We start from the raw sequence: 24,563 nt of genomic DNA on the forward strand, positions 1-24,563 counted from the left end.
GTCCCCAAAAGCTCCAGGTTAGCTTAAAATGGCCAGGATATCGCTCTCACGCATAATTAATAACTCTTTGTCATCAATTTTAACTTCCGTTCCAGCATATTTGGAAAAAATGACGCGATCGCCCTCTTTAACTTCCAAAGGAATACGCTCACCGTTTTCTAAACGGCCGCTGCCAACAGCGACAACTTTACCTTCTTGCGGCTTTTCTTTAGCCGTGTCAGGAAGCACAATACCGCTAGCAGTTGTTTCTTCTTTTTCAATCGGCTCAATAACCACACGATCGCCCAGTGGCTTCAACATGTCAAATGCCCTCCTTTAAATGGATTAATAGTGAACTTGGCTTGTTAGCACTCACCTTTTACGAGTGCTAACACCTAATATATTAATCATTTTATTCTAGTTTTGCAAGTCCCTTTTTTGGTCTTTTTTCATCTTCATTTAAGCATTTAACAGCTCAAATGTTTATGCTGTACACACTTATGAGTTTATCCTTCTTGATTGTCGTTTATGCATCCGACGGTAAGTCCATTGAGAAAACCATACGCTGATCTCATACAATATAATGAGTGGCACGGTCACCACAAGGTGGGAAAGCAGCTCAGGAGGTGTAATGAGTGCCGCGATCACAAACAGGGCAAAGTAGGCATATTTGCGGATCCGTTTCAGGACGGGCGGGGAAATCACACCCAGGCGTGTCAGAAAGAGCATCAAAAGCGGCATTTGAAAGATAAACCCAAAGGGAACGACCAAAGTAAACATAAACCGGAAATAATGGATCATACCGTACATTTCTTCCGCACCAAGCTGTTGGGCTATGCCTGTCATAAACTGCATGACAAAGGGGAACAGCCAAAAATAACCAAAGGCTAAGCCCACGATAAACAAGGCAAAAGCCCCCGGTATGAAAGCAAGGGTCGTTTTGCGTTCCTTATCGGTCAAGCCTGGGCTGACAAAGGCCCAGATTTGATATAAAGCAAAGGGGAAGGTGAGCACCAGGCCAACGACAATGGAGAACAGCAAAAAGACTTTAAAGGCATCGGTCAGCCCGATGACCACCCAGGGAATCTGGGCAGCCTCCGCTTGCTTCTGCATATATTGAATCACATCATCAGCCAGGAAAAACCCGATAACCATGGACACAAGAAAAAGGATCAAAATATAAATGACCCTTCTTCTCAACTCACCAATATGCTCCATGACAGTCATGTCATAACTTTTCTGGCGGTTCATGTTGGTTCGTTTAATATGTTTAGGAATGGAGCGTTGTTCTTGATCCATGTTGCTCATCCTCCGGCGTCGGGCATTTACAATTAAACACTTGTTTAACGCTCATTTTTCTCTTCCGTTTGTTTAGGTTTCTCATCGTCAACCAAACCATTGGTGGCATTTTTAAATTCACGCAACGTTTTACCAAAGGCCCGGCCCAGTTCAGGCAATTTGCTTGGTCCAAACAGTAATAAAGCCACTAAAATGATCAAGATTAAACTGACAGGTCCGATGGTTCCCATGTTTATCCCTCCAATTATTCTGCTTCCTGCTCCCCTGCAGGTAAAGGATAATGTTTTAAGAAGTAAATCAAGGTTTGCAGTTCAATGGTTAAATCAATATTGTGCAAGCGAATATGTTCAGGCACATCAATTCTGGCCGGAGTGAAATTAAGGATGCCCTTGATCCCTGCTTCGATCAGGCGGTCAGCTGTCACCTGGGCCACCTGGGCCGGAACGGTTAAAATGGCAATGGGGGTATCCGCCAAGCTCCCTTCCTTGAGGTCATCCATCGAATAAATGGGAATGCCGGCAATGGTTTGTCCAATCTTCTTTGGATCAACATCATAGGCCTTCATGATTTTGATGTTATGGCTCTTTTGGAAGTTATAATGCAACAAAGCCATGCCAAGATTGCCTACCCCGACCAGCACAACCCCCGTTTTATCATCCTGTTCTAAGATTTTCCGAAAAAAAGTCAATAAATACTCCACGTTGTAGCCGTATCCTTTACGGCCCAGCGCCCCAAAGTAGGAAAAATCACGCCGGATCGTAGCGGCATCTATTTTAACAGCCTTGCTCAGTTCCGTTGATGAAATGCGTTGCTTTCCCGCTCTTTTGACATTTTCGAGCACCCGGTAATACAAGGGCAGCCGCCTGGCTGTGGCTTGAGGAATCCGCTGCTCACTCATCAGCTATTGGCCCCTTCCTCCCCACGTAAAATGGTTAAAGCGTTAGGCAACTGATCGATAATGGCTTCCAGGCAGGTTTGGGCATCTTGAACCGCTCCGGGAAGATTAATAATGAGCGAATTTCCCCGGGTGCCGCAAATGGCGCGGGTAAACATGGCCAACCGGGACGCTTTCATCGCTTTGCGCCGCATTTCTTCAGCCATCCCGGGAACGACGCGGTCAATCACTTGACTGGTCGCTTCAGGGGTGACATCATCCGGACTTAATCCCGTACCGCCCACCGTGACCAAAAGGTCCACCTGATAACGGTCTGTAATCTCAATCATATTCTCCTTCAGGGTTTCAATACAGTCCGGCAAAATACGGTAAGCAATCACCTCGGCGTCAAGGTGCTGGGTTAACACGTCCTTGACAACCGGACCGCTGTCATCAACCCGCTCACCCCGTGAGGCTTTATTGCTGGCTACGACAATGGCCACTTTCCACATCTTAAAGTTCCTCCCTCTCGAAATCTCCGCTTTTGCCCCCTGTTTTTTTCAGCAGGTAAGTGGGGCCAATCACCAATCCCTTATCCAAGGCCTTACACATATCATAAATAGTCAGGGCGGCTGCCTGCGCGGCTGTAAGTGCTTCCATTTCTACACCCGTTTTCCCCGTTGTTTTCACTTCCGCATAGATTTTAATCACAGCCTGCCCCTCTTGCCGTACCGGCTCAAAGTGAATGTCGATGCCTGTCAACGGCAACGGGTGGCACATGGGAATCCACTGGGCCGTATTTTTGGCCGCCATCACACCGGCCACTTGGGCAACACCCAGGACATCCCCCTTTTTCACTTTGCCTTGTTCAATGTGCTCCAATACATCAAGGGGCATTTGAACTTGGCTAAAGGCGACGGCTGTCCGCTTCGTTTCCGGTTTATGGGAGACATCCACCATCCTTGCCCGTCCCTGTTCATTAAAATGGGTAAACGATGACATGGTTTAGCCGGACCTCCTCATGTCTTGCCAGATCCACGTGTTAATCATACCCACACGTTACACCCCTACACGCTTCTTTATTATATTGTACATCATTTCACATTTGCTTGTCTTGCCGTGATGCCAATTCTAGCTTAAAAAATGGTGAACTTTTTTTGAACAAATGCGTAGGCCTAAAAACTCCCTGTCTTTGACCACGCTTGAACGGTCTGAGCCCCTCAGGTACACTGTAAGGAGTATGAGGTGATAGACATGCTGATGCTCAGGACGCACCGTTTGACCAAAACTTATGCCGGCCTGCCAGTGCTGACAGACATATCCCTAGACATACAAGCTAAAGACAGGATCGGACTGGTTGGTCCCAATGGTGCCGGCAAATCAACCTTGCTCAAAATCCTGATTGGCGAGACCTCTTATGACAGCGGGGAGATTTACCGCCCTAAAGATGTGACAGTGGGTTACCTGGCCCAAGATGCAGGACTCGACTCATCCCGCTCGATCTGGGAGGAAATGCTTACCGTTTTTCAGCCGCTCATTGAAGAGGAAAAGCGTTTGCGCCAGATGGAGCAGCTGATGTCCCAAGCTGAGCTTCGCCGGGATCAGAAGCATTACAAGCAGTTGCTTGAAAGTTACAGCGAGGCCCAAGAAGCTTTTAAAAACCGGGGCGGATACCAATATGAAGCCAAGATTCGCAACGTCCTGCACGGATTGCGGTTTGCCCATAAAGATTATGCGGAACCGGTGTCCGCTTTGAGCGGAGGGGAAAAGACGCGCTTGGCCTTGGCCAAGCTGCTGCTTAAAGAGCCGGATCTTTTAATGTTAGATGAGCCGACCAACCATTTAGATTTGGAAACCCTGTCCTGGCTGGAGCACTATTTATTGTCCTACCCCGGTGCCCTGCTGATCGTCTCCCATGACCGCTACTTTTTGGACCAGTTAACCACGGCAATCTTTGAACTGCACGAGACCAAAATCACCAGGTATCAAGGTAATTATTCCGCTTTTATAAGACAAAAAGAACAGCGGATCGCCCAGCAGTTAAAACAATACCGCATCCAGCAGCAAGACATTGCCCGTGCGGAAGCATTTATTCAGCGGAATATTGCCCGGGCTTCCACTTCTAAGCGGGCCCAGTCCAGACGCAAAATGCTGGACAAAATGGAAGAGCTTAAGCGCCCGCGCACAGAGCAGAAAACCGCCCGCTTCCGCTTTGAAGTTAAACGTCCCAGTGGTTATGATGTGCTGCAAGTGGAAGATTTAAGCATCGGCTATGACACGGAACATGTGCTGGCCCGCCATATCTCCTTCCGTGCCAACCGCGGTGACCGGATTGCCATTGTGGGTCCTAATGGGATTGGCAAAACCACACTTTTAAAGACCATTATTGGCCAACAACCCAAACTGGCTGGGAAGATTCAGATTGGGGCTCATGTGACATTCGGTTATTTCGCCCAAGAACATGACAAGCTTCATCCCCATAAAACGGTACTGGCTGAACTATGGGATGACTATCCCCATCTCCCTGAGAAAGAGGTGCGCTCCATCCTGGGGCAATTTCTGTTTAGCGGAGAGGACGTGGATAAATCCGTCTCGGCCTTAAGCGGCGGGGAACGGGCCAGACTGGCCTTGGCGAAATTAATGTTGCAACAAGCCAATACTTTGGTCCTGGATGAACCGACCAACCACTTGGACATTTACGCCAAAGAGGTACTAGAGCAAGCCTTGGCTGAGTTTCCCGGAACCATCTTATTCGTCTCCCATGACCGTTATTTTCTGAACCGCCTGGCCAATAAGGTATTGGCCTTGACGGCCAACGGAGCAGAGATGTACCTGGGCAACTACGATTACTATGTTGAGAAGAGACAAGAACAGGCGGAACTGAGAGAGCTCCGTCAAGCTCAGGATCCAAAAGCGCCGGGCAAAACACAGCAAGCCAGTTTTGAAGTGGAAAAGGCGCGTCAGCGGGAATTAAGGCGGCTTAAACGGCGCAAAGAACAGCTGGAGCGTGAGATCGAGCAAACTGAAGCTGCCATTAAAAATTTAGAGGAACAACTTTACTCTCCTGATGTGTACCGAGATTACCATAAAGCTGATAAGGTTCAACGGGAAATTGATGCCGCACAGCACACCTTGGATCAGCTCTTGGAAGAATGGGCAGAACTGGAGGAGAAACTGTCCTGAGTGAACATTTCAAGTTAACCAAGAAAAAATGGGTAGCCGCTCTTGACCAGCTACCCGTTTTGTTTCACACCCCCAACGCCTGACGTACAGATTCGGGGAGATGGAAACAGGCTTTGAGGATTCCTTTGTTGACATACTTGGCCTCTTTATTCCACTTGTCCTCCAACTGCTCTGGCCAGTACTTTTTCGAACCAAGGGTAAAACTCCACAATCCCCCCGGATAAGTGGGCACCACAGCTTGATAAACGCGGGCAATCGGGAAAAGCTTGCTGATTCGTTCATAGGTCTGCTTCAGGACATCCATATGAAAAATGGGGGACTGACTCTGGCACACCATCAACCCGTCTGGTTTAAGTGCCTGCTCTATATCACGGTAAAACTCGTAAGAAAATAGCTGTTCAGCCGGACCAATGGGATCAGAGGAGTCCACAATAACCACATCATACGTACTGTTTTGATTTTTAACAAAGGCGGTCCCATCTTCATAGATAAAGCGAACACGGGGATCCGACAAGTTGCCTGACACCTCAGTTAAATATTGTTTTGAGACCTTGACCACTAATTCATCAATTTCAACCATGTCAATGTGCTCCACCTGTGCGTATTTACATACTTCACGGGCCGCTCCGCAGTCACCACCCCCGATGATTAATACCCGCTTTGGATTGGGGTGGGTTAAAAGGGGAATGTGGGTGATCATTTCATTATAAATATGGCCATCTCTGGATGTGGTTTGGATCACACCGTCTAAAACAAGCGTCGGCCCAAATTCGTATGTATCCACAATCATCACATGCTGAAAGGGAGATTGTTCAGCATGGATGACTTCTCTAACCCGGTAGTGTAATCTCAAATTTTCCTTCTCATCTTCCACGAGCCACAGCTGACCGTCAATTTCTTTCAGCCATTCAAACTTGTCCTTCATCCATTCAAGCTTCGTGCTCATCAGACGCCCTCCTTTATCGCCAGAAATTTATAACTGAGATGGGTTACAGAGATCTCTTTTATCTTAACACGAACTAACCGGCAGGTTAAGCCAAACCTGAAGAAGTGGAATCTGCACGGATGGAATGGCGGTTAAAGCGCAGGAAAATAAAGGGGAATGCCAGAAAAATGATCGTTGTCGCCGCTGCCACAATACCGGAATCGTTAGCCATTAAAATGACCAGCGCACCAACGATCATGGTGCGAAATCCTGTCATCCACAGGTTATGCTGGGCCATGTCCTCGTAATTTTTGTACAATGGCTGGCGCCTTAACCGAAAGGAAACAAGCCCCATCACCATCAAGGCGGTGGTAAACAGTTTTCCCCACAATGACACTTTAATCAGCCTCCAATTCATGGCCAGCTTACGGCTAATTACTTCCTGGATGGCCTTAAGGTCTCCGTTCTGGGCAGCCACGACAAACGAACCGATGTGGGTATGTTCCCCTTGCAGATGCAAATGGACCAAACCAGCCATACTTAGCATAACAACCCCAAATAACGGGAGCAGATAACGCAGGCTGATTTTGAGACGAAACAAAAAGAGCAAGGATACCCCATAAGTTAATAAGGCCGCAATGGTAGCACCCGCATTGGTTCCTAAACGGGGCGCGGCCATGCTGTAAATAATCACAAGGTAAAACACACACATAAATATCACCAGCAATCCTTTGACTCGGCGTTTAGGCAACCATCCGTTACGGGCCAACCACACACTGATTCCCGTCACCGCCAAGAGGGAACTGCCAAGCAAGATGCCGGCATATTCATTTCCCAGCCCATAGAAACGGGCCCCGATCAAGGGATCATAGCCTAAAAAGGAGCGCCTCATCCATATACTCCCGCGCCATAAATCAAACAGGATGATCAGCGTATTGGTCAGACCAATTAAAGTTAAAAACCACACATGACTCACCAGCTGATACAAAACAAAGCTCGTGACAAAGGCGCTAAAAAACAAAACCACAATCCATTTGTAAGGACCGATAACCTGAATCAGGGGGGTGAGCCATAAAAAGTAGATGGGGGATAACAACACGGTGCCGATCAGCACCTGCACCAGCCTGGCCCACCAATATTGCTTAGAAAACCACCAGTAGCAAGCAGTGGCAATGAGCAAAAAAATCATGCTCAGCAGGTAGACACTGATAATGATTCGCCTGGTTCTATAGATGGCGAACAAATACCGGAGGTGGTCAAAGAACGGATCAAAGAGAGATGAGCCGGGTTGTGTAGAGGGTTTTAGGGTTTCCTTAAGTTGGATCACCTGTCCGTAGGCCTGGCTAGGGGCAGGCAGTTGATAATAGGCCAGCAACGTAGGCAAAAAATCGACATTGGCCACCACACCGTTCTGTTTCGTGGTCAAAGAGCTCAAAATTCCTCCTGTTTGTTCTGGATGCCAGGTGATAAATGGAGTTAAAAGCTGCCCCCGTAACTTGGCTTTATTGGAGACAGCCGGCGTCATGATCCAGATGCTCACCCCACCATCCTGGTTGTGCTGGATATGCCGGGTTGTGTCCATAAACCAGTTTCGCCATTCCCTCAGCCATTTGTCTTTATAGATTTGGCTTATCCGGGCGCTTTTGGGAACCTTGTCATACGTTTGTTCAATTCGCCACAAGTCGCCCAGTTCAACAACTGCCAGCGTGGGTTGTTCAATCTTCCATATTTCTTCCAGCTTCATGGATAACTTATCCCAATCCGTCCGCCATCCCCCTGGCTCGTAAGGAGCCGGAGTTAAGATGGTTTTGTCAATCTGCCCCCGGGCGTAACCCTTGTTGTCCATAATGATGGTCGCTCCCATCCGCCTCATGATCTGGCGGGTATCACTGTTACCAAAGGCAACCGTATACACCTGGTTCTTTTTTAGCGTTTCCCCCAAGAAGTAATCCCAAGGAAGGGACTCAGCGGATAATAAAAAACCAGAACGCTGCTCTTGTTGCTGTCTTAACTTTTGTACCGGGTGAATAATCGTTCCGCCCCTCAACTGGTAACCATTCCAAAGAGGGGGGCCTTCTGCAAATTGGCCTGTGGAGATGGTAAACAAGTTATTGACCCAATCCATGCGTCCGGCAGTACGCATGGTCATACCGGCTAGCTGAATATGGGATTGAATCTCCTCTGGCAACCCCTCCATCCACTTTTCCACTTCTTCAAAACCAAGAGCAGGTACCATCAGCACCACTAAATGTTGGGCAGTCCGCCCGTCCGTGCCACCCTCTGTCGGTTGGGCATAACTTACAGAGCCCCCAACCCAGCCTGTCCAAAAACATAAGGATAACAGCATCAGTATAACTCTTCCTGCTAATCCATTCCTCTCCAAGGCCACAGCTCCTTTTTTCCACACGTTTTTCCACAACCAATGGACCTACTGTTATCTTTTCACCCCCCGGAGAAATCATACCTCATCGAGCCCAAGTGCCAACAAAAACAACAATATATCCACAACATGTGGATAACTTTAACCACATCTGTGGATAAACAGCTAAATACACAGCCATATGTTTCACAACCTCAAATGCTAACAGAAAAGGCACGACTGTCAGCCTTCCAGTTACGATTGTTACCATTTTCGTTTATAATAGGGAAGAGAAAAGTGAGCGAGGAGAGCGACAATGAAATTAGTGGCTATTGATTTGGACGGGACATTGTTAAACCCTAAAGGACAAATAAGTGAAGAAAATGCATGCGCGCTGCGCAGGGCAGAACAGGAAGGTTTGCAAGTGATCATCGCCACCGGGCGGTCCTACCCCAATGCCAAAGAACTGTTGGCCGCAGCCGGTTTACATCCGCCGATCATTAGTGTCAATGGGGCGCTCTTGCACTCGGAGGCAGGCAAACTCATGGCTTGCCAACCGCTCCCTGGTTCTGTGCTAAAACCTGTGTGGGCTAAGCTGGCCGCACAGGATATCTATCTCGAAGTTTATACAAACAGAGGGATCGTAACCAAAACCAAGAGCAGGACTGTGCTGGAGTCACAGTGGAAAAACTTCCGCTCTGCACTCCCCTCTCTTACGGCTGATCAGTTTTACACCATGCTTGATCACCATCTGGCCCAGACCACACAGGTCAAAGACCGGGAATTACAGGAGATGTTCACCTCTAAAGAGCTGGAAGTTTATAAACTGTTGCTGTTTTCCTTTGATCAGCAACAATTAAAAGAACTGAGACAGGAGCTTATTGAAATCGAGGGGCTTAACATCACCTCATCAGATCGTTACAACTTAGAACTGACCAGCCTTGAGGCAACTAAAGGGAAAGCCTTAAAAAAGGCAGCCCATCTCTTGCGCATTCCGCTCAGTGAGGTGGTGGCGATCGGAGATAATCTCAACGATGTCTCTATGCTGCAAATCGCGGGATTTAGCGTCGCCATGGGCAATGCCGCAGAAGAGGTCAAACAAATATGCGATTTTATCACACTGACCAATGACCAGCATGGGGTGGCCCATGTGATTGACAGATTACTCGGTGGTCAACTTCCCCGCAGCCGCCGAGCACAACAAAACGCCTAGCGCTGAGCCAGGCGTCGTACCTTCTTTGTTCATAAAGTTGTACGCGAATCTAATGGCGTCTTCAGCCGGCCTTATGTGCCACCAAGCATCAAACCGGGATGGGCGTTAAGATCCATTTGTTCACGGTTCCCTTTGAGATACTCAATGTAACCTGCCGCGGCAATCATCGCCGCATTATCCGTACATAAATAGGCAGGCGGAATCACCAGTGGCAGCCCCTGCTCAGCACAAGCTTGCTTCATCTCTTCCCGCAAACGGCTGTTGCAGGCTACGCCTCCCGCCAGTAACACTTGCTTGGCCCCATAGGCTTGGGCTGCATGGACCGTTTTGGTCACAAGCACCTCCACCACGCTTTCCTGAAAGCTGGCGGCCACGTCTGGTTTAGGAATAACTTCTCCTCTCCGGCTGGCTTGATTCAAATAGTTAAGCACAGCTGATTTTAAACCACTGAAGCTAAAGTCATATGAACCCGCCTCCAGCCAGGCCCGCGGAAAGTCGATGGTCGCTTCCCCTTCTTTGGCCAGACGGTCAATTTGGGGCCCCCCTGGATACGGAAGCCCAAGTGCCCGGGCCACTTTGTCATATGCTTCACCTGCTGCATCATCCCTTGTTTCGCCCAAAATATGATACTCTCCGTGTTCTTTCATCAAGATCAGTTCCGTATGTCCCCCTGACACAACAAGGGTTACATTGGGAAATTGAAACTCCGTTATTAAACGGTTAGCATAGATGTGACCCGCTATGTGGTGAACACCGACCAAAGGAATCTGATGGGCATAGGCCATCGCTTTGGCTGCAGATACCCCGACCAAGAGGGCGCCTACCAGTCCGGGCCCTTTCGTAACCGCAATGGCAGACAGCTGGTCAGGGGAGACATTGGCTTTTTTCAGAGCTTCCTCGATCACGATGGTAATGTGCTCCACATGCCTGCGCGAAGCCACTTCCGGCACCACACCGCCAAACCGCTTATGAATCTCCATTTGGGAAGCCACTTCGTTAGATAAAATCTCACGCCCGTCACGAACCACACTAGCAGCGGTTTCATCACAGCTGGTCTCAACTCCTAAAATGATCACTGGTTCCTGTTCAGCATGGGCATGCTGGCTTGTTTCACTGCTTTTGTTGTAGTCCATTGCTTTCACCTTTTTCTAAACTGTTTTCTAACCAGTCATCTGCCAGGCAGGGCTCCAGATCGGCCCACATAATCAGCGCATCTTCCTGGTTATCTGTATAATATCCTTTGCGCTGGCCAGTGATCTTAAAGCCCAGTTTGCGGTACAAATTTTGAGCGACATGATTGGAAACTCTCACTTCCAGTGTTATTTTTAAAGCCCCTTTTAAACGAGCCAACAGCATCATACTGCGCAACAGGCGTTCTCCCACTTTGCGGCCGCGAAAATCAGGATGAACAGCAATATTGGTGATGTGGGCTTCATCCACGATCACCCATACCCCGCAGTAACCAATGACTCTGTTCTCAGTTTCCGCCACCATATAGTAAGCAAACCGGTTGTTCGTCAGTTCGTTGTAAAAGGCCTCTTCTGTCCACGGGGTTCTAAACGAGACCTGTTCCACTTCCAACACTTGCTTAATATCCGCCAAGTCCATCAGACGTATTTGGATGGTATCGGCCATCACTTGACACCCTTCCCACATCCTCTTATCCTGCACCGGTCTTAGGACCCATATGGACAAGACCAACAATAAGGGATGATCACAAATTCTGTTTTTCCAGCCACTTCTTCTCCGCTTCCGCCAATTGCAGATATTGGGGAGCAAAAGCATGGATATTTCGTTGTGCTTCTGCTCTGTAATGCCAAGCCAGTTCAGCCAGTGAACGTCCCCGGGAATAGCTGTCACTCTCCGGGGCATAGTGTGCCCGGTCTCCCAACACTTTGGCAATCGCATGACGATGAACCGGCACACCTTCTCCTATAAATAAAAAGGGACCTTCTCCCGCCTGCTGAACTTCCTCCAAGAACTGCTGCAGGGGCTGAATGCGGTCTTTCGCCACCGGTTTGGCCAGATGGTCTTCAGGCTTATAGATCCCCCCGTAGACATGTTCCCGCCTGGCGTCAAATATGGGAACGATGAAACCTTTAAAATCTGTCCTGTTTTGGGCTATGGTCTGCAAGCTGGATAAACCGAGTATGGGCCGCTGCAGGCTCCAGGCCAGGGTTTTGGCTGTGGTGACGCCGATGCGCACACCCGTGTACGAACCCGGGCCATGGGCGACAGCTACAAGATCCAGGTCGGAAGGTTTTAAGTCCAGTCCAGCCAGCAGCTGTTCAATGGCCGGCATCAGGCGCAAAGAATGATTTTTTTGCACATAGGTGTTAAACTCTCCCAGGAGGCGTCCATTGTCCGTCACACCAACAGCCAAGGCCCAGGTTGATGTATCCATGGCTAATATCTTCATGCCAACACCTCTTTAACCAGCTTGACAAAACGTTCTCCGTGCGGAATCAAATAAATGTTCCGCTCCGTTTCCCCGCGCTTTTCGATACGGATGTGTAAACGCTCCTCAGGCAGATGGGACGTAATCTGTTCTGGCCATTCGATCACCGTCACACCGTCTCCGTAAACATACTCCTCTAGACCAAAATCTTCCGTTTCATCTTCCAAGCGATAGGCATCTATATGATAAAGGGGGAATTGGGTCCCTTGATATTCTTTTATAATGGTAAAAGTGGGACTGTTTACATTCCGTTTCACTCCCAAGCCACGGGCCAGCCCTTGAACAAAACTGGTTTTACCCGCCCCTAAATCTCCGCTTAAGGTAATCACGGCTCCCCCAGTGAGCTTGTGAGCCAAAGCCTCGGCCAAGGCCTGAGTCTGTTCAACGGAACCACTATAAAACACATATTCAGATGTTTGCATCACTTAATCCCTCTTTTGCCTGAAATGATTATACCCCATGGGATCCAGACGAACCTTGCCCTGTTTTCCTTCCAACCACACACAGCCTGTGCCTTCAGTTGTGTAACCAATCGGGTAAAAAGGGAAATTTTGGGCCGCAAACGCTTGTTTCATGCGCTCAACTGCCTCAACGGGTGCCGTGCCTACCAAGACAAAATCCTCTCCTCCACCAAGCACCCAAGTATAAGGATCTATGCCGCGTTTGTGAGCATAGTTCAAGAGTATACGGCTGACTGGGAGCTGCTCCTTGCGAATGACCACATCGACTCCGCTGGCTGCGGCAATCTCATTGGCTTCACTGGACAGCCCGTCGCTTACATCGTTGAGGGAAATCGCGTATTCCCGGGCAAATTGGGCCAGCAGACGCCCTTGAGCCACATGGGGCTGCGGCTGCTGATGGGCATCAAGGAGCAGTTGCAGTGCTTCTGGGAGTGGGTAACCATCAGCTGGACGCCCGTGAAGTAGAAGATCTAAACCCGCTGCAGCATTCCCCAGCTGCCCGGTGACAAACAGAATCTGTCCCGGTTTGGCCTGGGAACGGAGCAACTGGACATCTTCTTCCACCTCACCGATTGCCGTCACACTGATCACCAAATGGTCAGGAATAGAAACGGTATCCCCGCCAAGCAAGTCGACTTCAAACTGGTCGGCCAGGTGTTTCATCCCTTTATAAATCTCCAGCAGCTCATCAAGCGTCCAATCATCGGGAATGGCCAAAGATATAATAAAATAGGTGGGTCTCCCCCCCATAGCGGCAATGTCGCTCAAATTGACGGCCAAAGCTTTATAACCAATCTGCCAGCAAGACATCGTTTCCCGTTTAAAATGAATGCCTTCCACCATAGTGTCAGCCGTCACCACTTGTCCCATTCCTTCAGCTGGGCGGTAGACAGCTGCATCATCCCCGATAGGGACAAGCGTCTGTTTGGCCCGATAAGGCTTGAAATAGGAGGAAACCTCTTTAATGAAGGCAAATTCATGATCCAGCTTTCTGTGACCCGCCACGACCATTCCCCCAACTTTTGAAAACATGCTTACTCTTTGATTATATCCCATTTAACCGGTACAATAAAAGTGACGGGACATAAGGAGGTGGCAATATGGAGCTCCATGTGACTGAAGCAGCCTTGGCTGAGTTGCAAGATTATACCATTCCTGAAGGGAAAGGGTTGCGTATTGATGCCGAAATAACCGGTGGATGAAGCTCCACAGTGGATATACAGCTGGCTCTGGATGAGCCCAGACCCAATGATAAAATCATCAACGTTGCACATCTCACCTTTTTTATTGACCGGTTTACCCAGCGTTACATTGGCGAAAAACTCACCCTTGATTTTGATCCGGCACAGGGCTTCCGGTTATCCAACCCCAATGAAATCTTGTGCCAAGGAATTACGATTTATTAGCACATTTAAGACATTGCACCGCGCTTAAAAGGGCTGCCTCAAACACTTTGAGACAGCCCTTTTTGCATGCCAATCCGCTGTATCTTGCAAATAAAAAAAATGGAGCGGGTGAGGGGAATCGAACCCCCGCTGCCAGCTTGGGAAGCTGGAGTTCTACCACTGAACTACACCCGCTCGCTAACCGGATCTATCACATTGCAGAATTAACTATAGCACAGGTTGATTTGAAAGTCAAATCTATTGAACTGAACCTCTCGAAGTATATTTTGCCAGAAATGTGTCAATGATGCTAATAGCCTGGCCTTTTGGCCCTGGCAGCTAGATGATAATCTAGCCATCTTCGAGAGGAGGGATAGTGTGCGAAGGATGTTACTAAGCCTCACAGCCCTGGCGGTGATCCTGGTCGTACCTGGGATAACCAGCGCCTACATGATACAGCCTGGTGATACATTGAGTGAACTGGCTCAAAGGTTTGGCTTAAGTGTGGATGATATCCTTAAACTTAATCCTAACATTAAGGATCCCGATCTCATTTATGCCGGTGACTCTCTGAATCTACCGGGCCGTGAGTCTGAAGCGAAACAGAGCAGGAAAAGTGGCAACAAAGTGTACAAGATGTCTGCCAAAGAAAAGGATTTGCTGGCCAGAATCGTTCACGCCGAAGCAAAAGGTGAACCTTTCGCCGGTAAGGTTGCCGTGGCCCACGTGGTTCTGAACCGGGTGGAGCACGAGGCTTTTCCGGACACCATCACCGAAGTCATTTTTCAGCCCAGACAGTTCCAGCCAGTCTCTAATGGGGCTATTAACCAAAAGCCAGACGAAGAAGCCATCAGGGCTGTTGAGGAAGCACTAAAAACCCGCAGCAGCAGTCAGGGGTCCCTATATTTCTACAATCCCCGGACAGCTACCAATTCGTGGGTTTTTTCACGTGAGACGGTCAAAGTAATAGGCAACCATGTTTTTGCCAAATAGTTTCATGTACCAGAAATAATAGACTTTAAGTTGTAATGACTGAATACTCCACTTCTTTGTTCCGCCATCCCCTTTCCCCTTTTACATTGGGAACAGGGACAGCACAAAGAAGTGGATCTTTTTGTGCTTGATATGGACTTCCGCTAATGATGCACAGCAAGTTCCATGATTGCTTTCCATCCCTTTTTAGCTTATTTTTTATCAAAAGGGAAAACTTATTCCATCTAAAACGAATGCCCAACCTATTGATTGGCAAGAAAGACTGAGGTGATGTAATGGAAAAGGCAGTCCTTGATCGAGTAGTCGACGGAAAACATGCCGTGCTGCTGGTAGGGGATGATGAGCGGGAAGTGATGATTCCCTGTCATCAGCTCCCTCCAGGCGCAAAGAAAGGAACTTGGTTCAAGGTGACATTTCATGACGGAAACATCACATATTTAGAAATTGACGAAACTGAGACGGAAAAAGTTGAAGAAAGGATCAAGGCCAAATTAGCCAATCTGCAGCAAAAGAAAAAGAGCCATTTCAAGAAAAATTGAATGCATGCTATAAAAATGGGGGACCTTTTGGAGTCCCCCAAGTTTTTTAAATCAACAACGGCGATCTAATAGCTGGCACTAATGCAACTCATACCATATAAAGTTCTGGCTATCCTCCATCGTCCACTTGTCTGTTTTCACATTCCATCGTCCAGTCGCCTTCCGTTCTCCTAACTGGAGCTTACCCTCCTGTTTCAACTTCAACACAATGCGTCTGACTTCTGACTCACTCCGGCCAGTGAACCGGGCCAATTGCCGATAACCGGGTGGAACACCTTTGGAAATAATATGGTTTTCAATGATGCGCAGAATTTTGCGTTCAATGTCAGACAACACGTGGCAGCTCTCCCTTCATCGCCGCTAGGATGTTTGCAAGGTGAAATGTTTTGGTTTAGTTCATACAGAACATTTGTTCTTATTAAAGGCATAAATAAAATCCCTTGTCTACCAAGGGATTCAGGACGTGATTATGTATGGTGCGGTCGGTGGGATTTGAACCCACACGCCCAAAGGGCACTGCCCCCTCAAGACAGCGTGTCTGCCAGTTCCACCACGACCGCAATTGACAAGTATGCATAATATAAAGGTGGCTGGGCCGGCTGGATTCGAACCAGCGCATCACGGGGCCAAAACCCGTTGCCTTACCGCTTGGCTACGGCCCAATAATCATGGCGGAGCTGACGGGATTCGAACCCGCGATCTCCTGCGTGACAGGCAGGCATGTTAGGCCTCTACACCACAGCTCCACCTTTAAATGGTGACCCGTAGGGGATTCGAACCCCTGAATGCCGGCGTGAAAGGCCGGTGTGTTAAGCCACTTCACCAACGGGCCACGAGCGTTCATCATTCATGAAGAATGGCGGAGAAAGAGGGATTCGAACCCTCGCGCGGCTATTAGCCGCCTACTCCCTTAGCAGGGGAGCCCCTTCAGCCAACTTGGGTATTTCTCCGCGCATGGCTCCGCAGGTAGGATTCGAACCTACGACCAACCGGTTAACAGCCGGTTGCTCTACCACTGAGCTACTGCGGAATAAAATCATGGTGTTTGGATTTATTCATAGACAAAGTTCACATCCAAGTTATCTGATGTGAACATCTGTTATATTACTATGTCTTGGCCAAAAATGCAAGCCTTTTTTGTAAAAAATCGCTGGAAAATAAAGTGGCACCTCCGCCAGTGATGCATACACTGCCATAAGCGGAACTGTCATAAGCTGACTTGTCCTGATGCAAGTGGTCATAATTTACCAGATGACCGGAAAGTTTGTGCGGAGGTGCCACCTTATGCCTAGATGGCTACAAAAGCAACTGCAGCGTGCCTTTTATGATAAAGATATTTATCAAATCCGCCTGCTGAACGAATGCTGGTATTTATATTACACCCGCCAGCAGTCAAAGTTTAGGCGTCACCACTTTGGTTAGACAGCGGTGGAATCAAGGTTAAACTCACCCGCTCCCGCTCCAGGTCCACTTCTTTTACCCATACGGTGACAATATCACCCACTGAGACCACATCAAGGGGATGACGGACATAATGCTTACTAAGTTGTGAAATGTGTACCAGTCCGTCATTTTTAAGCCCAATGTCCACAAAGGCTCCAAAATCAACCACATTGCGGACCGTGCCTTCAAGTTGCATCCCTGCTGTAAGGTCTTCAATTTTCAAGATGTCTTTCAGCAACAGCGGCTGGGTCAGTTCATCCCGAGGATCCCGCCGGGGCTTTTGTAAAGCTTCAATGATATCGGTTAAAGTGGGTACCCCAATATCCAGCCGGTTCGCCCAGTCCTCAATATCCACACCTTGCAGGGCCTCAATTAACTGGGGGGACCCAATCTCATGTTTCTCAAATCCCAGTTCAGTTAAAAAACGCTCTGCTTCCGGATAGGATTCAGGATGGATAGGGGTTTGGTCGAAAGGATCCTCACCGTCAAAGATGCGCATAAATCCAACAGCCTGTTCATATGTTTTGGCTCCTAAACGGGGGACATCCAACAGTTGACGGCGGCTGGTCAGCCTGCCATGTTGTTCCCTGTATTTCACAACTTCCTTGGCCACCGATTTGTTTAGGCCTGACACATATTGCAACAGGGACACAGAGGCCGTATTCACATCCACACCAACCTGGTTGACCACTGTCTCCACAACAAAGGACAAACTTTCACTTAACTTGGTTTGCGATACATCATGCTGGTACTGGCCCACTCCGATCGATTTTGGATCGATTTTAACCAGCTCAGCCAAGGGATCCTGCAGGCGTCTGGCGATGGAGATGGCACTTCGCTCCGCCACGTCAAGATCGGGAAATTCTTCTGTGGCAAGAGGAGACGCTGAGTAAACACTGGCTCCAGCCTCATTAATCATGATATAAGCCAGCTCATGTTCGGTTTCCTGAATCACTTGGGCCAGAAATTGCTCTGTTTCCCTGGAGGCGGTGCCATTGCCAATGGCCACAATGTCAACCTGGTACTTGTCCACCAAGGCCAGCAATTTCCGTTTCGCTTCCTCTATCTTGTTATGGGGCGGAACAGGGTAGATGACATCAATTGCCAGCACTTTCCCCGTGGGATCCACCACGGCCAGCTTACATCCCGTGCGGTAAGCTGGATCAATGCCCAGCACAGTTTTGCCCCGCACAGGCGGTTGCAACAAGAGGGCACGCAGATTCTTGGCAAAGATGTGGATGGCTTGCTCTTCAGCCTGCTCCGTTAATTCCCGCCGGATCTCCCGCTCGATCGCCGGGGCAATCAAGCGTTTATAACTGTCAACGATGGCCTGGTCTATGTATGACGCGGCAGGGGAACGTTCATTTTTCACCCAGCGCTTCTGGAGGTACCGCTTGATTGTTTCTGTCTCAACTTCAAGCTTAACTTTGATCACTTCTTCTTTTTCCGCCCGGTTAATGGCCAGCACCCGGTGAGAAACAAGCTGGGGGATTGGGCTTTGATACTCATAGTACATGCGGTACACTTGCCTGGGATCATGTTCCTGGTTCTTCAATTCTGTGACCAGCCGTCCATTGGCAAACGTATAATCCCGAATCCACTGCCTGACCTCAGCCTCATCGGCGATCCACTCGGCAATAATGTCCATGGCGCCTTGCAAGACATCTTCCACCGTATGGAGTTCATGTTCCGTGGAGAGATAGCGTTCCGCTTCTTTTTCTGGGCTTTCAAGGGAACAGTTGACAAGCCACTCGGCTAATGGTTCCAACCCTTTTTCCTTGGCCACTGTCGCCCTGGTTCTGCGTTTGGGGCGGAAGGGCCGGTAATAGTCTTCCACCTCTTGCAGTTTCTCAGCCCGCACGATTTTTTCCTTCAGTTCTTCAGTCAGTTTTCCCTGTTCAGCGATAAGACGCAGCACTTCCTCTTTACGCTGCCACAAGTTTTGAAGATAACGATACCGTTCCTCTATGGCCCGGATTTGTTCTTCGTTTAATCCGCCGGTGACTTCCTTGCGATAGCGGGCCACAAAAGGAACGGTATTCCCCTCTTGTAACAGTGCGATTGTTCTTTTGACAGCTTCCTTTGGGATGTTAAGTTCCTGATGCAGGACATTAAACAACGCTTCCTCCATTTTCAAGTGGTCATGCTCCACTATACCTGTCATTCTTCCACACTCCTAACTGCTTTGAGTCAAGGTGTCTGTTTTTTTCAACAGCTCTCTTAACTTGTGCAAAGCTCGCCTTTGCAAACGGGAAACATGCATTTGGGATATATTGAGCCGCTCCCCAGCCTCCCTTTGACTTAAACCCTCAAAAAAAGTCAGCCTGATGACCTGTTGTTCCCTTTCCGATAACACGGGCAGCAATTTTTCCAGCAACATGCGCCTGTTGACCTGTTCATAGCCCTGTTCTGTCTCACCCACCATATCAAGGAGGTTCACCGTGCTGCCATCCTGGCCAGCCTCAAAATCGCTATCCATGGACAAGGCCTGGTAACTGCGGCTGATTTCCAAAGTTTCCAACACTTCTTCTTCCGACGCTTCCACCCGTTGGGCAATTTCTTTAATCTGTGGCGAACGGCCCAATTCAGTGGTTAAATCATCTATCGCTTGTTTAATTTTGGGTGCCAGCTCTTTAATCCGTCGCGGAACATGAACACTCCAAGTTTTGTCCCGGATATAGCGCTTTATCTCTCCCACAATGGTGGGAACAGCAAAACGTTCAAACGTCCGTCCGTATGAAGTATCATAACGGTCCAAGGCTGACAATAGACCGATCATGCCGACTTGAATCAAGTCATCAAGCGCTTGCTCGTTGCTGGCAAACTTGCGGGCCAATGAATGGACAAGGGGTTCAAAATGCAGCACTAGGCGGGTCTTAATCTCTTCGTCCGGCTCTTTCTGGAAAGCCTCAATCAGCCGGTAAATGTCATCTTTATGATGAAGATGACGTTTGGACTGGACGGTCATTAGATTCCACCTCTTTAAATTTGGTCATTTGGATCATGATTCCGTCCTTCTTCTGGATCTCCACGCGATCCATCAACGCTTCAATTAAATACAGTCCCAACCCTCCTTCATACAACGTTTGAATTTCTGTCTTGTGGCTGATCGGTCTGGAATACCGTTTGATCTGATTCACTTCGAAACGTTGCCCGTGATCAATCACCACGATCTCCAAACGGTTAGGATAAGTCAGACATTTAACCCGAATGCTGCCCTCCTGCTCCTGGTAAGCATGAGTAACGGCATTGGTACAGGCTTCGGCCACGGCCACTTTCATATCCTCAATTTCATCGAAGGAAAAGCCCAACCGGCTGGCCAAGCCAGAAATAAGCAGCCGAACAACTCCAACATATTCAGGTTTTGCTGGAATATTCAGTTCCACCACGTCATTTGCCTGCATCTTGAGTACTCCTCCCTACTTGTTAAACGCTAGTAAGTATGTACCCTTATCTATCAGGTTAGAAACATCATTATGGAATAAAATCCTTAGAACAAAAATAAAAAGCCCTGTTCGAACGGGCTTTCGGCTACATTCTGCCGCTAATCAGCTTAGGCCAGCCATGCTGCCTTAAAAATCGATTAACCCTAAGCTGATCTGCAAGGCATCATCCACTCGTGCCATCATCTCCTCATCAAGATGGGTAATCTTATCTGTCAGGCGCTGTTTATCAATGGTGCGTATTTGCTCGAGCAGAATGACAGAATCTTTTTCAAACCCATACATCTTGGCATCAATTTCAACGTGTGTGGGCAGTTTGGCTTTTTGAATTTGGGCTGTAATAGCTGCCACAATAACAGTGGGGCTGAAGCGGTTGCCAATATCGTTTTGAATCACAAGTACGGGGCGTACGCCACCCTGTTCTGACCCTACAACAGGTGACAGATCCGCAAAAAAAACATCGCCACGTTTAACGATCAAATGCTACACCCCGCTCACTAAGCGGTCTAAGGTGTGATCTGCCTCTTCCTCAGCAAGAAACGCTTCCGATGCCATGTTTAGATTTATGTTGGCCATTTCCATATATCCTTTTTTCATGCTTTCCCGCAGCTGACGTTTCTTACGTTCCCGCAAGTAAAATTTCATTGCTTGGCGAATCAATTCACTCCGGTTGGACTGCTCCTTCTTCGCCACCCCGTCCACTTCTTTAAGCAAGTTTTGGGGAAGGGTAATCATGATTCGCTTTGTTTTGGAATTAGACACGATCAAAGCACCTCCAACAATTGCCGTACAACCAATATTATGTTACGCATTCATTAAATATACTACCATTATAGAGCCGAAGGACCAAATTTATACGTCAACACTCTCTTCCCCTATCGATTCTAACATGGGTGCAAATAGTCCTGCAACACATATTTTTGCTATACCAGATGGCGGTCTTTGCTTAACAGATCCTGCACTTCCGGTTTGGAGCCCACATACACTCTGGGCACCCGCTTGGATATCTGGCAAGGGATTTCATAGTTAATCGTTCCGATCAAGCCAGCCAGTTCATCCACGCTCACTTCGCTATCCTCTTCTTTGCCGATAAGGGTCACACGCTGGTTACGCTTATAGGGACGGTCCAGCTTCACCATCATTTGATCCATGCACACTCTGCCCACCACGGGATAACGCCGTCCATCAATCAGCACATGGGCCCGGTTGGACAACAACCGGCTGTAGCCGTCAGCATAGCCGATGGGGATGGTGCCGATCCATTCCTCTTCCCGGGCCCGGTAAGTACAGCCGTAACTGATGCCGTGACCCACTGGGACCTGCTTAACCTGGCTCAAGGCGGAGTAAAGCGAAAAAGCAGACTGAAGTTTAAACGGCAAAAGACCGCCCATCCAATCCGCCGGCAGCAAGCCATACATGCTGATGCCCAGCCGGACCATATTGGTGTGCCGGCCTGTCGTTTGTCTGATCAACCCGGCACTGTTAGCCAGATGAATGAACCGGGGTTTAATCCCGCTTTTAAAAATCAGTTCCACCCTCTCATCAAAACAAGCCAGCTGGCGGCGCAAATAGGCGTCATCCTGTTCATCAGCCGTAGCTAAATGGGAGTAGACGCCCTCCCAGTTCAGCAAGTTGTGATCTGAAGCATGATTCAGCCTCATATAGGCCTGCACCATCTGTTCCAGTTCATCAAGAGACGGGATACCCAGCCGGCCCATGCCCGTATCCAATTTGAGATGAAAAGAAAGGGGAGGTTCCTCTGAGCTGACCCGGGCTGCTATATCTTCAAAATAGGCGTAGTCGGGAACGGTGACAGACAGCCGGTGCCGCTGGGCCAAGGGCAAATACTCAGGCAGCACATAGCCAAGTACCAGTACAGGCGCTTGAATACCTGCCTGACGCAATTCAATGCCTTCCTCCAGCAAGGCCACCGCCAGCCAATCCGCTCCTGCCCTGAGAGCAGACTGAGCCACCCGCACAGCGCCATGACCGTAGCCATCCGCCTTTACGGTGGCCATCAGGGCTTTATCTTTAGCCAGATACTTTTTGAAATTTGCTACATTGTCATAAATGGCATCCAGATTAATTTCCGCCCATGTTTGCCGATAAAACATCCCGCTTCACTCTCTTCGCTTATGCTCTATTATTACTTTTTTATCATATTTATACCATACCATCCCAACAAAAAAGAAGAATAGGTGATCTGCGCCTATTCTTCCCACAACAAGCAACAATCCCTAGTCATAAGAATTTTGCTCCCCGTTGTTTATTTATCCGCTTGACCTGCCATCGACTGGGCAATAGCCACCATTTCTTCTTTAGGCAGGTCGCCCGTCAACCAGAAATCGACACCTTCATAGGTCCAGATTAAGCTTCTATCTGACATTACTCCCACGGCAAAGCCGAGGTCAACCGGTTGGCCTTCGGGCATGCTCACCATTTTAGAATGTTGGGCATGTTGTTGAATGATGGTATAGTGATAATCTCCGGCATAGCGAAGAACCACTTTAGCCTCGCCATCTTGGGCAATCTCTTTCTCTTCCACCAGTTCCACATTTGGGGGCTGATAGGCCGGATAGAACGTGCCTAAACTTCTCTTCTCATTCGCTTCCTCTTCATCGGACACGGCGGGCAAAGCGTCCCGGTGAGCCCCTTGCATGTTCCGCTCAATGTCAAAGGCGTCATCTTCAAAGGTATAATCTACTTCTACATTGGTAAAGTGCACTTCCACCAGCACATTAAAGTCCGCATCCATGAGATGCACCTTGGTTGGCTTTAAGTCTTTATCCAGCCAGATGCGCTGGTGCTTCAGCGTCTTATTATGATAATTGGCTGCTGTATCAAAGACGTACTGGTCCCCTTCGACCGCAAATTGGCGGTTTGAATCGCTTAAGATATCCCTAATCAACGATTCATACAGATAAACCTGGGGCTGGTTGCCAGGCCAGTTGCTCTGGAAGCGGAAACTTTTGTTCAAATGGGGAGTAAGGACAAAGACACCATCATCATTCTTAAGGATTATTTGGGTAATATCCCGCGCCTTGTTGGTCAAACTGATGCGGTAGTAGTCCGGCTCTTTGTGCCACACCTCCACATCGTATTCATGGGGCTCACGGCCAGTTTTAAGTACCAGTTGAATCTCAGCCTTATAACTCTTTAAATCGTCCAGACGCTTGCTCAACTCTCCCGCCACTTCCTCCTCGTCTTTCGCGCCGCAGGCGGCAAGAAGAGAGAAGACCATGACCAGTAAAGCGAGGATCAGCCATGCCTTTCGCATATCATCATCCCTTTCACTCTTTTTACACTCCATATCTATGAGAGGAAAAGGGAAGATATGCAGACTAGCATGACATGCTTAAAAAAATATCATTGTTCAAGGATCACTTGGGCTAAAGCATAGTGGCGGGTATGGGAAATGGAGAGATGGACACGATAAGGGCAGGCCTTCCCATCATCCCACGGAGAGTGCCAGCTAACCACCGGCGCCCCGTCAGACTGACTGAGAATGGAAACATGATGCCAGGAAAAACGCTGGCCCACCCCACAGCCCAAAGCCTTGGCCAGCGCCTCTTTGGCCGCAAAACGGCCCGCCAGATACTCCACTTGCCTCCATTCAGAAAGCGGGGCATATTGGGCCTTTTCATCCGGTGTGAGAATGCGGGCCACAAAACGCGGCTGCCTGTCTCTGAGACGCCTGATCCGTCCCAGCTCCACCATATCAATTCCTGTGCCTATAATCATTCTTTAAGCCCCTTTTCCTGTTCATGATTATTCTTTCATGATTATTCTTTCATGATTATTCTTCCTGCAAAATATGATACAATATGGGCAAGTGTCCTTTCTGGAATCAGCTGTGAGTTGTGAAAGCGAGGTATTAAAGGTATTGAACACTCCCACCACCTACGCTTCGCTTAGAGGTGGGGGATTCTTGGGAACAACAGCCTACCAGCCGTTTATTGACCAAGCGATCCCCGTGTGTCCCACGGTTCAGTTGACTAGGAAGCCAACA

Annotated in this window: 28 protein-coding genes and 7 tRNA genes; 6 read left to right on the forward strand and 29 right to left on the reverse strand. The window is 48.6% G+C overall.

The window, feature by feature from the left end:
• Positions 1-18 precede the first annotated feature (18 nt).
• The 6 genes from groES to moaC all read right to left on the reverse strand — a co-directional run bounded on the left by groES (position 19) and on the right by moaC (position 3,154).
• Entirely contained in the window at positions 19-300 is a 282-nt protein-coding gene (gene groES, locus IEW48_RS09640; RefSeq protein ID WP_007504466.1) for a co-chaperone GroES, read from the reverse strand.
• A 177-nt stretch (positions 301-477) separates the two neighbouring features.
• Entirely contained in the window at positions 478-1,278 is an 801-nt protein-coding gene (tatC, locus tag IEW48_RS09645) for a twin-arginine translocase subunit TatC (protein WP_229704009.1), read from the reverse strand.
• A 44-nt stretch (positions 1,279-1,322) separates the two neighbouring features.
• Positions 1,323-1,508, reverse strand: coding sequence for a twin-arginine translocase TatA/TatE family subunit (locus IEW48_RS09650; RefSeq protein ID WP_007504464.1), 186 nt, complete (start codon positions 1,506-1,508; stop codon positions 1,323-1,325).
• Between the two features lie 14 nt (positions 1,509-1,522).
• Positions 1,523-2,176 (reverse strand): redox-sensing transcriptional repressor Rex, encoded by a 654-nt coding sequence (locus IEW48_RS09655; protein ID WP_007504463.1) that lies wholly within the window; start codon positions 2,174-2,176, stop codon positions 1,523-1,525.
• Positions 2,176-2,664 (reverse strand): MogA/MoaB family molybdenum cofactor biosynthesis protein, encoded by a 489-nt coding sequence (locus IEW48_RS09660; protein ID WP_188623589.1) that lies wholly within the window; start codon positions 2,662-2,664, stop codon positions 2,176-2,178. Before IEW48_RS09660 ends, IEW48_RS09655 begins: the two co-directional genes overlap by 1 nt.
• A gap of 1 nt (position 2,665) precedes the next feature.
• Positions 2,666-3,154: a cyclic pyranopterin monophosphate synthase MoaC gene (gene moaC, locus IEW48_RS09665; protein ID WP_007504460.1), complete on the reverse strand. Its 489-nt coding sequence runs from the start codon at positions 3,152-3,154 to the stop codon at positions 2,666-2,668.
• A 252-nt stretch (positions 3,155-3,406) separates the two neighbouring features.
• Between moaC and IEW48_RS09670 the strand changes: the two genes are divergently transcribed.
• Positions 3,407-5,335: an ABC-F family ATP-binding cassette domain-containing protein gene (locus tag IEW48_RS09670; protein ID WP_188623605.1), complete on the forward strand. Its 1,929-nt coding sequence runs from the start codon at positions 3,407-3,409 to the stop codon at positions 5,333-5,335.
• Positions 5,336-5,399: 64 nt separating this feature from the next.
• Here the strand turns inward: IEW48_RS09670 and speE are convergent, their stop codons facing one another.
• Both speE and IEW48_RS09680 read right to left on the reverse strand, forming a co-directional pair.
• The gene (speE, locus tag IEW48_RS09675; RefSeq protein ID WP_188623606.1) at positions 5,400-6,260 is read right to left on the reverse strand and encodes a polyamine aminopropyltransferase; all 861 of its coding nucleotides are present in this window, start codon (positions 6,258-6,260) and stop codon (positions 5,400-5,402) included.
• A 106-nt stretch (positions 6,261-6,366) separates the two neighbouring features.
• Complete coding sequence (locus IEW48_RS09680) at positions 6,367-8,607, reverse strand: hypothetical protein (protein WP_188623590.1); 2,241 nt, start codon at positions 8,605-8,607, stop codon at positions 6,367-6,369.
• Between the two features lie 328 nt (positions 8,608-8,935).
• On the opposite strand from IEW48_RS09680, the gene IEW48_RS09685 reads away from it, so the two are divergent.
• Complete coding sequence (locus IEW48_RS09685) at positions 8,936-9,832, forward strand: Cof-type HAD-IIB family hydrolase (RefSeq protein WP_188623591.1); 897 nt, start codon at positions 8,936-8,938, stop codon at positions 9,830-9,832.
• Positions 9,833-9,903: 71 nt separating this feature from the next.
• Here IEW48_RS09685 and tsaD read toward each other — a convergent pair whose 3' ends face one another.
• The 5 genes from tsaD to thiL form a co-directional block, all read right to left on the reverse strand.
• Entirely contained in the window at positions 9,904-10,965 is a 1,062-nt protein-coding gene (tsaD, locus tag IEW48_RS09690) for a tRNA (adenosine(37)-N6)-threonylcarbamoyltransferase complex transferase subunit TsaD (RefSeq protein ID WP_188623592.1), read from the reverse strand.
• Entirely contained in the window at positions 10,943-11,467 is a 525-nt protein-coding gene (gene rimI, locus IEW48_RS09695; protein WP_188623593.1) for a ribosomal protein S18-alanine N-acetyltransferase, read from the reverse strand. The genes tsaD and rimI overlap by 23 nt, the downstream gene beginning before the upstream one ends.
• A gap of 79 nt (positions 11,468-11,546) precedes the next feature.
• A complete protein-coding gene (tsaB, locus tag IEW48_RS09700) occupies positions 11,547-12,251 on the reverse strand; it encodes a tRNA (adenosine(37)-N6)-threonylcarbamoyltransferase complex dimerization subunit type 1 TsaB (RefSeq protein WP_188623594.1) in 705 nt (234 codons plus the stop codon).
• A complete protein-coding gene (tsaE, locus tag IEW48_RS09705; RefSeq protein ID WP_188623595.1) occupies positions 12,248-12,712 on the reverse strand; it encodes a tRNA (adenosine(37)-N6)-threonylcarbamoyltransferase complex ATPase subunit type 1 TsaE in 465 nt (154 codons plus the stop codon). The genes tsaB and tsaE overlap by 4 nt, the downstream gene beginning before the upstream one ends.
• A gap of 3 nt (positions 12,713-12,715) precedes the next feature.
• Complete coding sequence (gene thiL, locus IEW48_RS09710) at positions 12,716-13,756, reverse strand: thiamine-phosphate kinase (protein ID WP_188623596.1); 1,041 nt, start codon at positions 13,754-13,756, stop codon at positions 12,716-12,718.
• A gap of 206 nt (positions 13,757-13,962) precedes the next feature.
• Here thiL and IEW48_RS09715 point away from each other — a divergent pair, with 206 nt between their 5' ends.
• Positions 13,963-14,157, forward strand: a complete 195-nt coding sequence (locus IEW48_RS09715) for an iron-sulfur cluster biosynthesis family protein (RefSeq protein ID WP_007504442.1) — start codon at positions 13,963-13,965, stop codon at positions 14,155-14,157.
• A 100-nt stretch (positions 14,158-14,257) separates the two neighbouring features.
• On the opposite strand, the gene IEW48_RS09720 is transcribed toward IEW48_RS09715, so the two are convergent.
• Positions 14,258-14,331, reverse strand: a tRNA-Gly gene (locus IEW48_RS09720).
• A 192-nt stretch (positions 14,332-14,523) separates the two neighbouring features.
• Here IEW48_RS09720 and IEW48_RS09725 point away from each other — a divergent pair.
• Together IEW48_RS09725 and IEW48_RS09730 are read left to right on the forward strand one after the other, a co-directional pair.
• Positions 14,524-15,129: a cell wall hydrolase gene (locus IEW48_RS09725; protein WP_229704010.1), complete on the forward strand. Its 606-nt coding sequence runs from the start codon at positions 14,524-14,526 to the stop codon at positions 15,127-15,129.
• Positions 15,130-15,404: 275 nt separating this feature from the next.
• On the forward strand, positions 15,405-15,668 hold the full coding sequence (locus IEW48_RS09730) for a DUF3006 domain-containing protein (RefSeq protein WP_007506675.1): 264 nt from the start codon (positions 15,405-15,407) through the stop codon (positions 15,666-15,668).
• Positions 15,669-15,746: 78 nt separating this feature from the next.
• On the opposite strand, the gene IEW48_RS09735 is transcribed toward IEW48_RS09730, so the two are convergent.
• The 7 genes from IEW48_RS09735 to IEW48_RS09765 all read right to left on the reverse strand — a co-directional run bounded on the left by IEW48_RS09735 (position 15,747) and on the right by IEW48_RS09765 (position 16,698).
• Complete coding sequence (locus tag IEW48_RS09735; RefSeq protein WP_007506676.1) at positions 15,747-16,004, reverse strand: Lrp/AsnC family transcriptional regulator; 258 nt, start codon at positions 16,002-16,004, stop codon at positions 15,747-15,749.
• Positions 16,005-16,142: 138 nt separating this feature from the next.
• Positions 16,143-16,228: transfer RNA gene (locus tag IEW48_RS09740), tRNA-Leu, on the reverse strand.
• A 27-nt stretch (positions 16,229-16,255) separates the two neighbouring features.
• A tRNA-Gln gene (locus IEW48_RS09745) sits at positions 16,256-16,330 on the reverse strand.
• A gap of 7 nt (positions 16,331-16,337) precedes the next feature.
• A tRNA-Asp gene (locus tag IEW48_RS09750) sits at positions 16,338-16,414 on the reverse strand.
• 9 nt (positions 16,415-16,423) lie between these two features.
• A tRNA-Glu gene (locus IEW48_RS09755) sits at positions 16,424-16,500 on the reverse strand.
• Positions 16,501-16,525: 25 nt separating this feature from the next.
• A tRNA-Ser gene (locus tag IEW48_RS09760) sits at positions 16,526-16,618 on the reverse strand.
• Positions 16,619-16,623: 5 nt separating this feature from the next.
• Positions 16,624-16,698: transfer RNA gene (locus tag IEW48_RS09765), tRNA-Asn, on the reverse strand.
• A gap of 254 nt (positions 16,699-16,952) precedes the next feature.
• Between IEW48_RS09765 and cmpA the strand changes: the two genes are divergently transcribed.
• On the forward strand, positions 16,953-17,090 hold the full coding sequence (gene cmpA / locus IEW48_RS09770; RefSeq protein WP_188623597.1) for a cortex morphogenetic protein CmpA: 138 nt from the start codon (positions 16,953-16,955) through the stop codon (positions 17,088-17,090).
• Here cmpA and IEW48_RS09775 read toward each other — a convergent pair.
• The 8 genes from IEW48_RS09775 to acpS all read right to left on the reverse strand — a co-directional run bounded on the left by IEW48_RS09775 (position 17,068) and on the right by acpS (position 24,295).
• Positions 17,068-19,275, reverse strand: coding sequence for a Tex family protein (locus IEW48_RS09775; RefSeq protein WP_371874857.1), 2,208 nt, complete (start codon positions 19,273-19,275; stop codon positions 17,068-17,070). The two genes, cmpA and IEW48_RS09775, sit on opposite strands and share 23 nt — an antisense overlap.
• A 12-nt stretch (positions 19,276-19,287) precedes the next feature.
• Positions 19,288-20,079: an RNA polymerase sigma factor SigB gene (sigB, locus tag IEW48_RS09780; RefSeq protein WP_188623598.1), complete on the reverse strand. Its 792-nt coding sequence runs from the start codon at positions 20,077-20,079 to the stop codon at positions 19,288-19,290.
• Positions 20,045-20,515, reverse strand: a complete 471-nt coding sequence (gene rsbW / locus IEW48_RS09785) for an anti-sigma B factor RsbW (RefSeq protein WP_188623599.1) — start codon at positions 20,513-20,515, stop codon at positions 20,045-20,047. Before rsbW ends, sigB begins: the two co-directional genes overlap by 35 nt.
• A gap of 168 nt (positions 20,516-20,683) precedes the next feature.
• Positions 20,684-21,034, reverse strand: coding sequence for a type II toxin-antitoxin system endoribonuclease NdoA (ndoA, locus tag IEW48_RS09790; protein ID WP_188623600.1), 351 nt, complete (start codon positions 21,032-21,034; stop codon positions 20,684-20,686).
• A 3-nt stretch (positions 21,035-21,037) separates the two neighbouring features.
• A complete protein-coding gene (locus IEW48_RS09795; protein ID WP_042685257.1) occupies positions 21,038-21,289 on the reverse strand; it encodes a CopG family ribbon-helix-helix protein in 252 nt (83 codons plus the stop codon).
• A 188-nt stretch (positions 21,290-21,477) separates the two neighbouring features.
• Positions 21,478-22,668: an alanine racemase gene (gene alr, locus IEW48_RS09800; RefSeq protein ID WP_188623601.1), complete on the reverse strand. Its 1,191-nt coding sequence runs from the start codon at positions 22,666-22,668 to the stop codon at positions 21,478-21,480.
• Between the two features lie 152 nt (positions 22,669-22,820).
• Complete coding sequence (locus IEW48_RS09805) at positions 22,821-23,831, reverse strand: outer membrane lipoprotein-sorting protein (RefSeq protein ID WP_188623602.1); 1,011 nt, start codon at positions 23,829-23,831, stop codon at positions 22,821-22,823.
• An 89-nt stretch (positions 23,832-23,920) separates the two neighbouring features.
• On the reverse strand, positions 23,921-24,295 hold the full coding sequence (acpS, locus tag IEW48_RS09810) for a holo-ACP synthase (RefSeq protein WP_188623603.1): 375 nt from the start codon (positions 24,293-24,295) through the stop codon (positions 23,921-23,923).
• Positions 24,296-24,563 lie beyond the last annotated feature (268 nt).

Origin of the sequence: Caldalkalibacillus thermarum (assembly GCF_014644735.1) — a bacterium.
GTDB lineage: Bacteria > Bacillota > Bacilli > Caldalkalibacillales > Caldalkalibacillaceae > Caldalkalibacillus > Caldalkalibacillus thermarum.